The 15,053-nt window shown below is 38.2% G+C and carries 14 protein-coding genes; 6 read left to right on the top strand and 8 right to left on the bottom strand.

The window, feature by feature from the left end:
• The coding region (locus C1642_RS19800) for a cytochrome b (protein ID WP_228153960.1) at positions 1-309 on the top strand (309 nt) is incomplete at its 5' end.
• Between the two features lie 42 nt (positions 310-351).
• Here C1642_RS19800 and C1642_RS16690 read toward each other — a convergent pair.
• The 6 genes from C1642_RS16690 to C1642_RS16715 all read right to left on the bottom strand — a co-directional run bounded on the left by C1642_RS16690 (position 352) and on the right by C1642_RS16715 (position 7,132).
• Positions 352-1,350 carry an adenosine deaminase gene (locus tag C1642_RS16690; RefSeq protein ID WP_001077401.1) on the bottom strand — a complete coding sequence of 333 codons (999 nt, stop codon included), beginning with the start codon at positions 1,348-1,350 and terminating at the stop codon, positions 352-354.
• A 111-nt stretch (positions 1,351-1,461) separates the two neighbouring features.
• Positions 1,462-2,781, bottom strand: a complete 1,320-nt coding sequence (locus C1642_RS16695; RefSeq protein WP_000729980.1) for an NCS2 family permease — start codon at positions 2,779-2,781, stop codon at positions 1,462-1,464.
• A 322-nt stretch (positions 2,782-3,103) separates the two neighbouring features.
• On the bottom strand, positions 3,104-3,331 hold the full coding sequence (locus C1642_RS16700) for a hypothetical protein (RefSeq protein ID WP_000608974.1): 228 nt from the start codon (positions 3,329-3,331) through the stop codon (positions 3,104-3,106).
• A gap of 368 nt (positions 3,332-3,699) precedes the next feature.
• A complete protein-coding gene (locus C1642_RS16705) occupies positions 3,700-5,250 on the bottom strand; it encodes a flavin-containing monooxygenase (RefSeq protein WP_103236605.1) in 1,551 nt (516 codons plus the stop codon).
• A 23-nt stretch (positions 5,251-5,273) separates the two neighbouring features.
• Positions 5,274-6,104 (bottom strand): SDR family NAD(P)-dependent oxidoreductase, encoded by an 831-nt coding sequence (locus C1642_RS16710; RefSeq protein WP_000600005.1) that lies wholly within the window; start codon positions 6,102-6,104, stop codon positions 5,274-5,276.
• Positions 6,105-6,169: 65 nt separating this feature from the next.
• Positions 6,170-7,132: a metal-dependent hydrolase gene (locus C1642_RS16715; RefSeq protein ID WP_000226456.1), complete on the bottom strand. Its 963-nt coding sequence runs from the start codon at positions 7,130-7,132 to the stop codon at positions 6,170-6,172.
• A 510-nt stretch (positions 7,133-7,642) separates the two neighbouring features.
• Between C1642_RS16715 and C1642_RS16720 the strand changes: the two genes are divergently transcribed.
• Positions 7,643-8,365 carry a pirin family protein gene (locus tag C1642_RS16720; RefSeq protein WP_000459996.1) on the top strand — a complete coding sequence of 241 codons (723 nt, stop codon included), beginning with the start codon at positions 7,643-7,645 and terminating at the stop codon, positions 8,363-8,365.
• A 65-nt stretch (positions 8,366-8,430) separates the two neighbouring features.
• Here C1642_RS16720 and C1642_RS16725 read toward each other — a convergent pair whose 3' ends face one another.
• Complete coding sequence (locus C1642_RS16725) at positions 8,431-9,054, bottom strand: TetR/AcrR family transcriptional regulator (RefSeq protein WP_000107496.1); 624 nt, start codon at positions 9,052-9,054, stop codon at positions 8,431-8,433.
• Positions 9,055-9,579: 525 nt separating this feature from the next.
• Between C1642_RS16725 and C1642_RS16730 the strand changes: the two genes are divergently transcribed.
• From C1642_RS16730 to C1642_RS16745, 4 genes are all read left to right on the top strand, one after another.
• Positions 9,580-10,539 carry a metal-dependent hydrolase gene (locus C1642_RS16730; protein WP_000626177.1) on the top strand — a complete coding sequence of 320 codons (960 nt, stop codon included), beginning with the start codon at positions 9,580-9,582 and terminating at the stop codon, positions 10,537-10,539.
• A 62-nt stretch (positions 10,540-10,601) separates the two neighbouring features.
• Entirely contained in the window at positions 10,602-11,435 is an 834-nt protein-coding gene (locus tag C1642_RS16735) for an SDR family NAD(P)-dependent oxidoreductase (RefSeq protein ID WP_000600022.1), read from the top strand.
• A 23-nt stretch (positions 11,436-11,458) separates the two neighbouring features.
• Positions 11,459-12,982, top strand: a complete 1,524-nt coding sequence (locus C1642_RS16740) for a flavin-containing monooxygenase (protein ID WP_000126763.1) — start codon at positions 11,459-11,461, stop codon at positions 12,980-12,982.
• A 111-nt stretch (positions 12,983-13,093) separates the two neighbouring features.
• Complete coding sequence (locus tag C1642_RS16745) at positions 13,094-13,969, top strand: class I SAM-dependent methyltransferase (RefSeq protein ID WP_103236606.1); 876 nt, start codon at positions 13,094-13,096, stop codon at positions 13,967-13,969.
• An 11-nt stretch (positions 13,970-13,980) separates the two neighbouring features.
• Here the strand turns inward: C1642_RS16745 and C1642_RS16750 are convergent, their stop codons facing one another.
• Complete coding sequence (locus C1642_RS16750; RefSeq protein ID WP_000872537.1) at positions 13,981-14,994, bottom strand: AraC family transcriptional regulator; 1,014 nt, start codon at positions 14,992-14,994, stop codon at positions 13,981-13,983.
• Positions 14,995-15,053 lie beyond the last annotated feature (59 nt).

Raw genomic sequence — 15,053 nt, forward strand, 5'->3', positions numbered from 1 at the left:
ATGTCACCAACAATGAAAACTTTAGCTCACATCGGACATTTATTACTGTATGTGATTTTAGTCGCTTTACCAGTCACTGGCTGTTTATTTAGCTGGAGTGCTGGTCACCCTGCTCCGGTTTTATATTTATTTGAAATTCCACGCCTGGTGCAAGATAACCCTGAGTTATTAGCCATTGTTAAGCCATTACATATTTATATTTCATGGTTTGCAGGTTTACTTATTGTTGGACATGTACTTGCAGCTTTAAAACATCACTTTGTAGATAAAGACAATGTTTTAAACAGTATGACCAAACAACCTAAATAAATTCAATGTTAAAAAAACCGCCTATCACAGGCGGTTTTTTATTTAGATTTTCTGGATTTCTGAAATCCACTTTTGTTTCTCTTCATCTGAAATGAAAGAGGCTTCAAAAGAGTTAATTGCGAGTTGCTTCAACTCATCATTGGTTAAATCTAATGCCTGTTGAATGGCAAAGAAATTATCATTCATATAACCACCGAAATATGAAGGATCATCTGAGTTAACAGTCACGTGTACGCCTTTTTGTAAAAGACGGCGGATATTGTGATCTTTCATATCCTTAACAACACATAGCTTTAAGTTACTTAAAGGACAAACCGTTAATGGCATTTTTTCATTAATTAAACGAGCCATTAATTGTTCGTCTTCTTCAGAACGCACGCCGTGGTCAATACGGTTTACTTTGAGCAGGTCTAAAGCTTCCCATACATATTCAGGTGGACCTTCCTCACCTGCGTGAGCCACGATTAAGAAGCCTTCTTCACGTGCTTTAGCAAAAACACGTTCAAATTTAGCTGGTGGATGGCCTACTTCGCTTGAATCAAGTCCTACAGCGATAATATCTTCTTTAAACGGTAAAGCTTGCTCAAGCGTTTCAAATGCAGCTTCTTCGCTTAAATGACGTAAGAAACACATGATCAGCTGAGAACTGATACCAAATTTGGCTTTTGCGTCAGCACATGCACGTTTAAGCCCATTGATCACCGTTGCAAAAGCAATACCACGGTCAGTATGAGTTTGCGGATCGAAGAACATTTCTGTATGAACGACACGATCTTCTGCACACTTTTCAAAATATGCCCATGCTAAATCGTAGAAATCTTGCTCATGAACAAGAACATTTGCGCCAGCATAGTAAATATCTAAAAATGATTGAAGATTATGAAAGTTATAAGCTTGCTTTACTTCTTCAACAGATTTGTAAGGAATCTGAATCTGATTACGCTGTGCAATGGCAAACATTAATTCAGGTTCAAAGGTCCCTTCAATATGCACATGCAACTCGGCTTTTGGTAAGGCCTGAATCAGCTCGACTTGATTCATATTAACTCCACATCTAAAGAAAAAAGGGTGTGGTAAGCACACCCTTCTATAATTTCCTTCTTATATCCCTATCACTAAAATAGTTCTAGAAGGAAATTATAAACAATCGTATTAACCGCCAAAGGCGATAAATTTAAATACCCAAAGGGCAGCAATAATCCACACCATGTATGGAACAGTTTTTGCCTTACCCGTAAATAATTTAACTAATGCATAGCTGATAAAGCCCATTGCAATACCATCTGCAATTGAGTAAGCAAATGGCATAAATACAATCGTTAAAAAGGCTGGTACAGCTTCTGTAATATCATCCCAATCGATGTGAGTGATCCCTTGGATCATCAATACACCAATGAACAATAAAGCGGGTGCTGTTGCAAAACCCGGCACAGATTGAGCAAGAGGTGCCAAGAATAAACAGCAAATAAATAAGAAAGCGACAACTACCGCGGTTAAACCTGTACGTCCACCTGCTGCTACACCTGAAGCCGATTCAATATATGGTGTAGTTGATGAGGTACCTAATGCAGCCCCCGCAACAATTGCAGTAGAGTCAGCAAATAGCGCTTTTTTCAAACGTGGCAATTTACCGTCTTGTAAAAGGCCCGCACGGTGTGAAACGCCAACCAAAGTACCCGTACTGTCAAACAAGTCAACAATAAAGAATACAAAGATGACACCAACCATACTTGCGGTAAACAACCCTTCAAAGTCCATTTGCATGAATGTTGGCGCAATTGAAGGAATTTCACCAACCACACCCTTAAATTCATTTAGACCTAAAGCTGTGGCAATTGCTGTAACGACTAAAATACTAATAATAATCGCACCGCGAACTTTAAGCTGATGCAAAATTACAATAAGTAAAAAGCCAAATAAAGCCAATAACACAGTAGGTTGTTTAATATCGCCCAAACCGACCAACGTTGCTTGGTTCGCGACAATAATTCCGGCATTTTTTAACGCAATAAGCGCAAGGAATAAACCAATACCACCACCTATCGCAAATTTAAGCGACATCGGGATTGCATTGACAATCGCCTCACGAATTTTAAAGAAACTAATTGCAAGGAATACCACACCTGAAACAAAAACAGCTGCTAAAGCTGTCTGCCATGGCACTCCCATACCCATACAAACCGAATAGGTAAAATAAGCATTAAGCCCCATACCGGGTGCCAAGGCGATTGGATAATTAGCAATAATACCCATCACTAAGCAACCGATTGCTGCTGCCAAACAGGTCGCAACGAATACGGCGCCATGATCCATGCCGGTTTCAGATAAAATGAGTGGATTGACAATGATGATGTAGCACATTGTTAAAAATGTAGTTACACCAGCAAGAACTTCTGTTCGAAACGTGGTTTTATTGTCGCTTAACTTAAATAAACGCTCTAACCACCCTGCCGAAGAATTGGGCGCCGCCATAAGTAGCCTCTATGCAAAATCTGAGCTGTGGAATATGTACTTCTATGTAGGTATCTGAGCAATCTTGTTTTTCTGTTCAGATCTCTAGACAAAAATCTTAAATAGACGAAGCAACAAATATGCCACTCATTTGATTTCTGCTGTCATACACAGAAAATAGCCACAGCCCCTCTTGAAACACAAAAAAGCTGCATAACCCCTATGCAGCTTTTTTACTATACGTTCAATAAGTTTAACAGATTCAACAGCAACATGATCAAAATTTATGAAAAGATATGATCAATGGCACACTTTTTAAAGCAAATCACAATCGCCACTGTGCTTAGAAAAAAACTTTTTTATCACTGATATATTTTTGCAAATTATATGAAGCTAAATTGCTATGACTAACACGGTTAGGATTACGTTCGATGGTCTGTAAATTTTTTTCAGCTTCTTGAATGATCCTCATGAGCTCTTGATGTCTTTTATTTTGGGTATCTAAATATGCCCAATACCCTAATACAAATACAATACTCACGCATAACACTATTAATACTTTATTGATCATTATTATTATCTCTATGTTTTTAATGTTAATGATCTTAACAAAAAAAAATAAGGTTGTGAATACTTTCACATTTATTTACAATAATTATCAACCACACAAGTTATTGATATAAAAATGTTTTCCATTATACAATTTAAAAAATTGATTAAAAAGAAAACTTTTCACTTAAAAATTCATTTTTAAAAATAGCTATATTATTTTAAATGAAAATTATATAGACTGCTTGGCCCATTTTTATTTTGAAGTATATTTAAATTTATCGTTTACTTTAACTTCATTATATTATTTATTGAATTTTCATATATTTCTTTCATTATTTAATAGTAAAAAGCCCACCTTCCTCAATAAAGTGGGCTTTTATAAATTAATTAACCTGCGACTTCTTCAACTTTAGGTTTTACTTTTACAAGATCAGCTTCATAGATGACCTCATATTCTTCTAAATTTAAATGATGTAAACGCTGTTTAAGCTTTTTCAATGACCATGGCCATGCTGCAAAGTTACGACCATTTGCATCAAGGTAATAACTCTTACAACCACCACTATTGAATACTGTGGTTTGTAAATGCTTTTGTACAAGCTCATTATGCTTTTTAATTATTTCTGATTTTACAGAAAGTTTAGCAATACCTTTCGCTTTCATTTGCAATAAACCATCTACAATATATTGCAGTTGGGCTTCAGCAAGACCAATGAATGAGTCATAAACCAAGACATTTGGCCCTAGCATAAGAAATGCGTTCGGTACATTTTCAATATTGGTTCCTAAGTAAGCTTCCGGTGAGGAGTCTTTCCAGAGTTCTGCCAGACATTCCCCTTTTTCATTATGTACCCGTTTACCAATGGGTGGATGAGACACTTCAAATCCAGTGCCCCAAATAATCACATCAACTTCATGGCGTTCACCGTTAGCTGCAACCACGGTGTTGCCTTCCACTTTAACTAAGCCATGTGGAATAAGTGTGGTATTCGGTGCTTGTAATGCTGGATAATAATTATTGGCAAATAAAATACGCTTACAGCCAATATCAAAATTAGGCGTTACGTTTTTACGTAAAACTGGATCTTTAATTTGTAACTTTAACAATTGTTTCGCAGCAAAATTGACAGGCTTTAAAGCTTTTGGGTTGCGTAAACCAAAATTGATGACATTTAAGGTGCCTGCTACAGTCTGGCGCCAAGTGGCCTGTATTTTTGGGTATTTGGCAATAATTGATTTACTTAACTCACCTAAGTCTGTATCTGGTTTTGGCAGCACCCAAGGGGCTGTACGTTGGAATACAAACAGTTCTTTGGCTTTAGGTTGAATTTGGGGCACAAACTGGATGGCAGATGCACCAGTACCAATCACAGCAATACGTTTTCCAGTTAAGTCATAATCATGGTTCCATTTCGCCGAATGGAACATTTCACCAGTAAAGGTATCTAAACCTTCAAGGCGTGGAATCTGCGCCTCAGTAATTGGGCCTGTAGCAAATAGAACTGTTTTAGTAATATATAAACCAGAGCTTGTCTCTAGTTTCCAGACATTTTTTACATTGTCCCATTCCGCTTTTAATAGTTCGGTATTGAATTCAATTAAGGACTCTATATCAAACTCACGACTAACATCTTCTAAATAACTTAAAATTTCCGGCTGACGTGCAAATAAATGGCTCCATTTTGCACTTGGAGCAAACGAGTAAGAGTATAGAGCCGAAGGTACATCACAACCACAGCCCGGATAGGTATTTTCACGCCAAGTACCACCAACGCGGCTTGCTTTTTCAATAATTTCAAAATTAGTTAGGCCTGCTTCATTTAGCTTAATTGCAGCAGCAAGACCAGAAATACCCGCACCGACAATAAAAGTGTCATAAATATGTGCAACTTCTTGGGTTTTACGGGTGCGTGTATTTGTTCTAGGTTTAGTGACCATAATTTTTCTGCCTATACAAAATTTTATTTAAATAACTGATACGAAAGCCCAAGGAACTTTGCATATAGCGTTGGAGATGTCCTTTTCATAAGCCAGAATAATTTGGCGTCGATCTGTGGCGTGGTGTAGAGCTGCCCACGATCTAATCGATTCAATGTTAAAGCCGCAACTGCATCACTGGTTGTCATGGCATAGTTCATGAGTGCATGGTCTGCAAGCTTGGAATAACGCCCCGGAATACGACCATTTTTAATGATATTGGTCGGAACCAGTGTGGGACAGAGCACATTAACTTTAATATTGAATTTACGAAGCTCGGCTGAAAGGGTTTCGGATAATGCTAAAACACCCGCTTTCGTTACATTGTAGACACTCATTTCTGGTGCTGCGGTATACGACGCGGCAGAAGCCACATTAATGATTGCACCGTAACCTAGTTTTTTGAACTTTGGCACAAATGCATGACAACCATGAATAACACCCCACAGATTTACATGCATACACCATTTCCAGTCTTCCAAACTCATTTCATCAAATTTGCCACCTAGACCTACGCCAGCATTATTAATGATGAGGGTTACCGGATGATCAAGTAACTGCTCTGCTTGATCAGCCAAAGTCTGTACTTGTTCTGCTTGCCCAACATCGCACTGTACAGCAAATGCTTTTTGTCCCAACTGTTCAATTAACTTTACGGTTTCTTCAGCAGCTTTTAAATTAATATCTGCACAGACTACGCTGCCACCACGTTTTGCCAGTTCAACTGCAAAGCTTCGTCCAATCCCACTGCCTGCCCCGGTTACGACCGCATATGCGTTTCGGCTCGGCTGGTCTTTCTTACCAAATAAAATCATAGTAAATCCTAAAAAATTTTAGGGAGACGGCAGTAATTGTCATATTACTGCCATGACCAATAGGCTTATGAAACTGCACGAACTGGTGGTGTAAATTCCTTCACAAAGTAAGGCGCAATTGCACCGCCCTCGTTAAGTAATTTCTTTTTGTAATACTCCAGATATTCGGTCGTGTCATGATCATTTGGATGGAAGTCTGGACGTAAGTAATCAAAAATCTGACCAATGGTGCTACCAAATACGCCATCTTTTGGACTAAAAATTAAGTTGACGCCACGACGTGCATCTTTCCAGAATTTTCTGGTCAACAGTTCTTTTGGCTTACGCAGTAGAGGTACAAATAAAGTTGCTGTTGGAATAAGCCCTAAAATGGTAATGAAAGCCATTAAAAAGCCCGTTGCCCGTAACGGATAATTACCGTTTAAAACCTGGTAGACGTCATAAGCAATATCTTTATGCTCAGATTCTTCAAGCATATGCCACATCCATAAGGCACGACTTTTGGCATCGTCGGTATAATAGAAATTCTTTTCATGCTTCATCATGTATTCGGCAAGTACCGCCGTAAAATGTTCAATACCTGCCATGAGTGAAAGCTTTAATGGCTGCGGGAATTTTAAGAACACATATTTAAAGAAGTTCTCACCCAAGAAACGATAAAAATCGACCGGATATTCCAGCTCTTTAATTGCATCATTGAACTCATTATGCAATTTTGAATGGATGGCTTCTTGACCAATCAGCGATGTAACACGCTGTTTTAAAATCGGATCTTGAATAAATTCACGGTGGTGACGAGCTGTTTCAATCACCAGATCTTCACCATAGGTCAAAAAAACCGAAAGCGTTGCAAAGAACAAAGTTGCAAACTGGTTGTTGACGTAAAACTCGATATCAATTTCTTTACCATCAAATCCGATATTTAAATGGCGAATTGGGATAGTTCCTTTATTTGAAAAATCTATCTTTTGATACTGAGCTATAACTGATTTAGGAGAAATAATATTTCGGATAGCTTGAGCGACCATTTTCGACACCCTATAAAATTTGTTAAATACAAGGCAGCGTCGAATCAAACAGCTAAAGTTGTCTTTGGATTATTTCTTGCAATCTTTAACTGCTCTCGAACAAAAATTTGCTCGAATACCTCTGCCTTGTCATGTTTTATGAACTTAAGCGTTGTTAAGTTCACCAAATCAGGTTAAATAGTGCGCTTGCTATAACACTCGAACAAGGACAAAAAAAGCCAATCCATTTTGAAACTTTTTGCCAACTCAAATATTTTTCGATTATTTTAAATTATTTATATAAACTACTATTATTCATTATTATTTAAATAAAATACATTTGTCCTAAAATGATAAAAACATGGCTTAAAAAGATAACACACGAAGTATTCTGCCTATTTTTATAGGTGCCTTAGTTCTATATTTGAGCGTTCCAAAAATCACACTAAGCTTTCTGTTTTTAGAGCTTTATTGCACAAATGAAAACGATAAACTGCATTCAGAGAAAAAATTGGATGAGGAGAATAAATCATGTTTGATATGCGTTTATCTCATGAGCGTGGTGCAGCACATCATGGCTGGTTACAGTCAAAACACACGTTTTCATTTGCAAATTATTGGGATCCGAAACAAGTTGGCTTTTCAGATTTACTTGTAATTAATGACGATACGGTTGCTCCATCAAAAGGCTTTGGTACTCACCCTCACCGTAACATGGAAATTATTTCTTATGTGCTTGAAGGTGCGTTAGAACATAAAGACTCAATGGGTACAGGTTCGGTTATTGTGCCTGGTGATATTCAGTTAATGAGCGCAGGTCGTGGGGTCGCACATAGTGAATTTAACCACTCTGCTCAAGAAAACGTGCACTTCTTGCAAATTTGGGTAGTTCCAAATGAAGTGAACACAACACCGGGCTATCAACAATTGCATATTTCCGAGGAAGACAAACGCGGTAAATTGCACTTGATGATTTCACCAAAAGGTGGCGAAAAAACTTTATCCATCAAACAAGACATTAATATTTATTCTGGTCTTTTTGATGGTGAGGAAACAGCAGAGTTTGCAATTCCTGAAGGTCGTTATGTTTACCTACATGTGGCAAAAGGCCGTATTGAGGTAAACGGTAAAACCTTTAATACCGGTGATGCTGCGCGTATTCGTGATGGAGGCAAGTTATCATTTACCAATGGTGACAATGCTGAAATTCTGATTTTTGATATGCGTCCGGAAGAAATTCCAACCATGCCATAAACAATAAAAACACCTGCGTAGAAGTATACGCAGGTGTTTTTTTATCGCATTTGAAAATCTAAAAATTATGATTGATCTTCTGAGCGTGCCATTTCGGTATTGATATAACTCATAATCATAGTGGTTAGTCCCTGTACCATTTCATCAAAACTAATAAATGGGTTGGGTAAAATAAGATGTCTTGCAACGTTAAAAATACCGCTATTAATACAAATATAGGTAATTACAGGTAAGTTATTAATTTTTAAATATTTAGGATTATGCATCATATACTTCATGATGACTTCCATTAAAGCCTGTTCAATTTTTGGAATATATTTATCATATTGCAACTCACCTGCATAACGTAAAACGGTTAAATAACGGTCATTATTTTTCTTTAATAAATCACTGAACGTATAAAAAATCATTTCAATAACAGGTTCTAACTCCAACTCTAAAATTGTAGGAGTTAGCTCTTTAATCATGTCTAAAATTTCACTCACAAAGTAGTGATTCATCGCATCATAGATTTCTTCTTTGTTTTTAAAATACTCATAGAGTGACCCCACACTCACCCCTGCAATTTCTGCAATATGACGTGTAGTGGTACCACTTGGTCCATGCAATGCTACAGCAATAAAACCTGCTTCAATAATGGTATCGACAGTGACTTTGGCTCGTGCCTGACGGGGTTTTCGCGTAGACATATTTTCTTATAAATAATCCGAACATAAGCTCAGATTAGCATGTAATTTAGCCCTACCCTAATAAAAAAACAAAATCCGAATAGTTGTCAACTTTCATGAAATATTTCTTTTAAAACTACAATGAAACACAGTTATAAGTTCTTTTATATTTGAGTATTTCTTTTTAATTACATTAAAATATTTAAATAAAAATCAATATACTAATAAATTTTAAAACTAATTTTTTATTTTATAAAAACATGAAACTTTGGATTTAGAAACTTGAAAAGTTACCCGAATTGAATCCGAACATAAACTCAGATTAACATGAAAAAATCTAAAAAGAGGTTGAGCAGTTTTACTGAACTTCCCTCTTTTTCCCGTTATTCAGTCAAATAATCACACAAATAACGGAGCAACATCACCGTAGTCAGTAAGCAGAGAAAACTGCTTTTTGAAAATGGAATTTACAGTGCCCTGTTGCAAATCAAAGCTTTTGGTTTTCGACGTAGCCGCACTATCACTGATTGATCTGAAGGTGTCACCATGATCTCGACCACAGTTAAAAAATCACTAAACAAAATTAAATTTTACCGTGAAATCGAGTTACCGGATTTTGCCAGTAAAAAATCCATCCCAATCCGTCATTTAAATATCGGATTTGAAGGTAAAGAGATTGATGTTGAATTCTATATGAACAATCAATTTGCCACGATGTTTTTTGCTACGCTTTCAGTATTTCTGACTTATGGTGAAGATCTGGTGATTGAAACAGCTCGTCATCACCGTGAATTTATTCAAGACCCAGTTTTAAAACAGCGTGTTACTTCATTGATTGGACAAGAGGCGATTCACTCTAAACTGCACAATGAATATAACGATGCACTTAAAGATGTTGAATACCCTGTCGATTTATACCGTTTCTTGGGCGAAAACTTCTTTAAATATGTGTTTTTGAAATTCCCGCAACCGCTTAAATTATCGATGATGGCTGGTATTGAGCATTTTACTGCGGTACTTGCCGAATACATGATGAAGCACGAAAAGAATTTCTACTATTCAGATGATGCAAAAAGCCGTGCTTTATGGATGTGGCATATGCTTGAAGAATCTGAGCATAAAGATATTGCCTATGATGTATATCAATTACTCAATGGTAGCTACCCACTACGAGCTTCTGGCTTCTTCTTAGCTTTCTTTACTATTTTAGGTCTAATTCCTGCGACTACCTTGTTTATTCCGGTTTTAAGAAAACCGCAGGAAATGTTGACTAGAAAATTCTGGAAAGACGCGCGCCGTGGTGTAGGACTTATTTTTGGTCCAAAAGATGGTGTATTCGGTAGCACCATTGGCCAGATTTTCGATTATTTACGTCCTGACTTCCATCCAAATGACCATGACACGACCGAATATCTGGAGTACTACAAAGACAAATTACTCAAAGAAGGCGGCGCGATTGCACCTTACTTTGTGAAGGAATTTACCCCACCTGTACGCTTGTCATAACTGGCTTGCAACCAGCCATTACTTAATGGCTGGTTTTCCTTAAATCTATTTCGGGATGAATCATGATTTTATTTGGCAAAAAGAAAGTTAAACCAAGCCAAAAAGCTTATGCCGTCGTGACGGGTGCAGGCAGCGGAATTGGACGAAGTTTTGCAATTGAACTGGCGAAACGTGGTGGTAGCGTAGTCTGCGCAGATATTAATTTAGAAGCTGCAGAAGAAACTGTAACGTTGCTTGAACAACAGGGTGCAAAAGCATTTGCAATGCATTGTGACGTAGGTAACCCTGAACATGTCACAAATTTAGCTGAAACTGCTGAAATTTTACTTAGTCATCCTGTCACCCTTGTCATTAATAATGCGGGTGTAGGTTTAGGCGGTAAGTTTGACGAACTCAGCCTAGAAGACTGGAACTGGGTCATGAATATTAACCTGTGGGGTGTTATTCATGGTTGTCATGCATTTGTGCCAAAGTTCAAAAAACTAGGTTACGGCGCAATTATTAATGTAGCTTCTGCGGCGTCTTACACTGCTGCCCCAGAAATGACCGCTTATAACGTGACTAAAGCTGGTGTTCGTGCATTGTCTGAAACACTTTCGGCTGAGCTTCGTAAATTCAACATTAAAGTCAATGTGCTCTGCCCGACTTTGGTGCCTACCAATATCATTAAAAATGGTCGTATTCCGGGTCGTTATTCAAAACTTGCAGACCATGCGCTCATGAACTACGCACTCACCACAAGTGATGATGTAGCCAAACTGACACTTAACCGTCTTGATCAGGATGAGCTTTATACCATCCCTCAAATCGATGCGAAGTTGTTCTGGCTGATGAAACGTGCATCACCAAGTTTGTATACCAAGTTTCTTGGCACATCGTACAAATTATTTAAATAAGAAATTTTATAGGTAGTACCCATATGACTGCTCAAATGAAAACAAATGCATCAGCAAAAAAAGCTGTCAATTCACCTAGCCATATTTACGATACCTTTATTGTCGGTGCCGGAATTTCCGGTATCGCCGCAGCGATTCGTCTCGACCAAGTTGGCTATACCAACTATAAAATTATTGAAAAAGCAGGACGTGTGGGTGGCACTTGGCGTGAAAACACCTATCCGGGCTGTGGCTGCGATGTACCGTCGGCTTTGTATTCTTATTCGTTTGCGCCTAGTGCAAAATGGAGTCACTTATTTGCGCGTCAACCGGAAATCTTAAGCTATTTAGAAGATGTAAGTAACGAGTTTAATATTACGTCTAAAATTGAGTTTAATAACGAACTACTCAATGCTGCTTGGGATGAATCACGCCATTTGTGGGTACTTGATACAACTACTGGTCAATATCTATCTCGAACTGTTATTTTTGCTACAGGCCCAATTACCGAAGCCCAGATTCCCCGTCTTGAAGGTCTAGATACCTTTACTGGTGAAATGTTCCATTCAGCGAAATGGAATCATGACTACGACCTTACTGGAAAACGCATTGCTGTAATTGGTACAGGTGCATCTGCCATCCAGTTTGTGCCACAAATTCAGCCTAAAGCAAAAGAGCTATTTGTGTTCCAACGTACGGCTCCTTGGGTACTGCCAAAACCGGATACGGATTTGGGTGAGTTTAGTAAATCAATTATTGCCAAATATCCAGCGATTCAGGCAAGTTGGCGTAAAAGTGTAGCGCTAACCCTCAATGCGATTAATTTTGGTTTACGTAACCCACTTGCACTAAAACCAGTAAATGTACTCGGCAAGCAATTACTTAAACTTCAAATTGCAGACCCTGAGTTACGTAAAAACGTAACGCCTAATTTTGATATTGGCTGTAAACGTATTTTGTTTGCTAACAATTACTACCCTGCACTACAAGCACCAAATACCACGCTTATTCCACATGGCTTAGTTAAAGTCGAAGGCAATACGGTGATTGCAGCTAATGGCGAACGCCATGAAGTTGATGTGATTATTTGGGGTACAGGTTTTGAAGTATCTCACCCACCAATCGGCAAACGTGTGTTTAATGAAAAAGGCCAACGTTTAAATGATTTGTGGAAAAATAGTTCACCGGAAGCTTACTTAGGAACTAACATTGAAAATGTACCAAATGCATTCTTAGTGTTGGGACCAAACGTACTGGTTTATGACTCATTTATTGGTTTGGCAGAAGCACAGCTCGACTATATTGTAGATGGCTTGTTAAAAATTAAAAACAAAGGAATTAGCAAGTTAAATGTTAAGGCTGATGTAATTAAAAAGCACAACGACTTGGTGCAAAAGCATCTTCAAACCACTGTATTCAATAGTGGTGGCTGTAAGAGTTATTACCTTGACGCTAACGGTCGCAACTTTGCAGCATGGCCGTGGTCATTGAAAAAGCTTAAACAACGTTTGAAAAAACTAGATTTGAAGGATTATGAAGTTACATATCAAATGTCAAAGACACATTAATTTGTAAATTTGACCAAATCAGTTGTAAGGAATGGGCAGTGTATTTTAGATTTTCATGAAATACACTGCCTTCTTCATTCAATCTTCAAGAAATAAAAGAACAGGTTAAAGATGAAAGAAGGTCAATCAAGCCGTACCGCCGAAGCCGCTGCTGCTTTACGTGCGAATCACTTTAAAAATACGATAAATCCTGTATTTTCAGATCCCTATGCTTTTGAAATGACCAGTAAAGGTTGGAAAAAGCTTTTATCTATACCACTCATTGTTAAATTAATGAATTCACCCATTTTAAACCGTACCTTAGGTTTATTGAGTGGACAGGTTGTCGGCCGATCACGTTATGCCGAGGACTTACTTAACCAAGCTATTCAACACAATATTAAGCAATATGTTTTGGTTGGAGCGGGTTTAGACTCTTTTGTGCTCCGAAAATCACAGCATTATCCAACTTTAAAAATTTTTGAAGTTGACCATCCTGATACTCAGGCTGCCAAACAATCTAAACTCAAAAAATTAGGCGAACTTCCCTCTACTGTTGAATTTGTTTCTATTAACTTTGAGAAAGAATCTATCTCTGAAGCGCTTGCCCGAAGTCGCTATGTACGAAAAGCTCCGGCTTTCTTTTCTTGGCTGGGCACCACTCATTATTTAAAGCCGGACACTACGCTACAAACTTTAAAAAGTATTGCTGAATTTGCTGCAAACGGAAGCGAAGTGGTACTCGACTATTCAACCGACTTTCAGGAATTAAAAGGTATTGAGCGACTTGGGAGTATGGGTGTTGCACAGTTTACCCATTTGCTCAAAGAACCTTTACTAGGTCAATTTAAACCTTCAGATTTACATCAGGCGGTTGAAAAAATGGATTTTGAAGTAATCGAAGACTTGTCTGGTGAAGCTATTACTGAACGTTATTTTTATAAGCGTGCCGACAATATACGCCATACATCAGCAACACGTTTGCTACATTTGCGTTTAAAGAAATAAAGATATTTTGATTATTGGCTATTTAACCGCATGGCATGAGGTGTTTTCCCATGCCATCTTTTATAAGCATGAATAAAACTGGCAGGTTCGGCATAACCTAACCATTCGGCAATTTGCTCAACAGAAGCTTTTGGTAATGCCAAATATTGCTCTGCTAAGACCTGTCTAACCTCTTCACGAATCTGGATAAAAGTCATTCCTTCCGATGCCAAGTGACGGCGCAGGGTTCTTATATTTAAATGCAGTCGATCAGCCACTATATCCATAGATGGCATTTCCCCACGCATACTCATCAGCTGCTGTTGCACTAAGGTTGTAAATTTATTTTGTGATTGGCGCTTTTCTAATATTTGACGACATTGTTCTTCTGCAGTGTGCAAAACCAACTCATTCGCCATGAGTAGCTTTTGATCTACTTTTTGCGGATCAAGAATTACAAAACTTTTAGCTGCGCCAAATTCTGGCATGACCCCAAATAAATTTCGATAGGGCTCTGCATCACCTTTGGGTTGGAAAGAAAAAGCCAAATATTGGCAAAAATTATCCTGCACCAAATCTCGCTGTACCGTAATGAGTGCAGCGGCATCGCGTTCAATAATGAATTGACGCACTGAAGATGGAATATCTTGCTCATCAATTTCAATACGGATTCCTTGCGGTGTATCCGACACATCAAAGCGGGTAAAAGCAAAGGTTAAAGTAAAATAGGTTAAAGCCAAATCCAGTGCTTCACGAATGCTCGCACTACTCATCAGAGCCATGCCTAATGGCCCAAATGTGGTGAAATGATAGCGTGTGCCCACCTCTAAGCCTAATGTCGGTCTGTCTCCTAGTTGCTCAACCAAGTTATGAATCAACTGTAATTCCTGATGGCCTGTCACCACCATATTAGGGTCAAGTAATTGTTGTTGGCTAAGCCCAGTTCCTTGCAAAATTGTCTGATAAGAGATGCCTGATTCCATCGCGAAATCAGCCATTAACCGAACACTATGTACACTGCGTTCAAATGCCCATGCATACTTCACTGTATCGCTCAGAATGTCCTCGAATCACAATATTTTGTCCTCATCCATCCTCTAAATCA

Source organism: Acinetobacter sp. AKBS16 (assembly GCF_002899995.1).
GTDB lineage: Bacteria > Pseudomonadota > Gammaproteobacteria > Pseudomonadales > Moraxellaceae > Acinetobacter > Acinetobacter baumannii.

Coding starts and splice junctions, on each gene's coding strand:
- C1642_RS16745 (WP_103236606.1), top strand. CDS start 13,094: ATGAAAGAAGGTCAATCAAGCCGTACCGCCGAAGCCGCTGCTGCTTTA.
- C1642_RS16740 (WP_000126763.1), top strand. CDS start 11,459: ATGACTGCTCAAATGAAAACAAATGCATCAGCAAAAAAAGCTGTCAAT.
- C1642_RS16710 (WP_000600005.1), bottom strand. CDS start 6,104: ATGATTTTATTTGGTAAGAAAGACCAGCCGAGCCGAAACGCATATGCG.
- C1642_RS16715 (WP_000226456.1), bottom strand. CDS start 7,132: ATGGTCGCTCAAGCTATCCGAAATATTATTTCTCCTAAATCAGTTATA.
- C1642_RS16730 (WP_000626177.1), top strand. CDS start 9,580: ATGATCTCGACCACAGTTAAAAAATCACTAAACAAAATTAAATTTTAC.
- C1642_RS16735 (WP_000600022.1), top strand. CDS start 10,602: ATGATTTTATTTGGCAAAAAGAAAGTTAAACCAAGCCAAAAAGCTTAT.
- C1642_RS16690 (WP_001077401.1), bottom strand. CDS start 1,350: ATGAATCAAGTCGAGCTGATTCAGGCCTTACCAAAAGCCGAGTTGCAT.
- C1642_RS16700 (WP_000608974.1), bottom strand. CDS start 3,331: ATGATCAATAAAGTATTAATAGTGTTATGCGTGAGTATTGTATTTGTA.
- C1642_RS16695 (WP_000729980.1), bottom strand. CDS start 2,781: ATGGCGGCGCCCAATTCTTCGGCAGGGTGGTTAGAGCGTTTATTTAAG.
- C1642_RS16720 (WP_000459996.1), top strand. CDS start 7,643: ATGTTTGATATGCGTTTATCTCATGAGCGTGGTGCAGCACATCATGGC.
- C1642_RS16725 (WP_000107496.1), bottom strand. CDS start 9,054: ATGTCTACGCGAAAACCCCGTCAGGCACGAGCCAAAGTCACTGTCGAT.
- C1642_RS16705 (WP_103236605.1), bottom strand. CDS start 5,250: ATGGTCACTAAACCTAGAACAAATACACGCACCCGTAAAACCCAAGAA.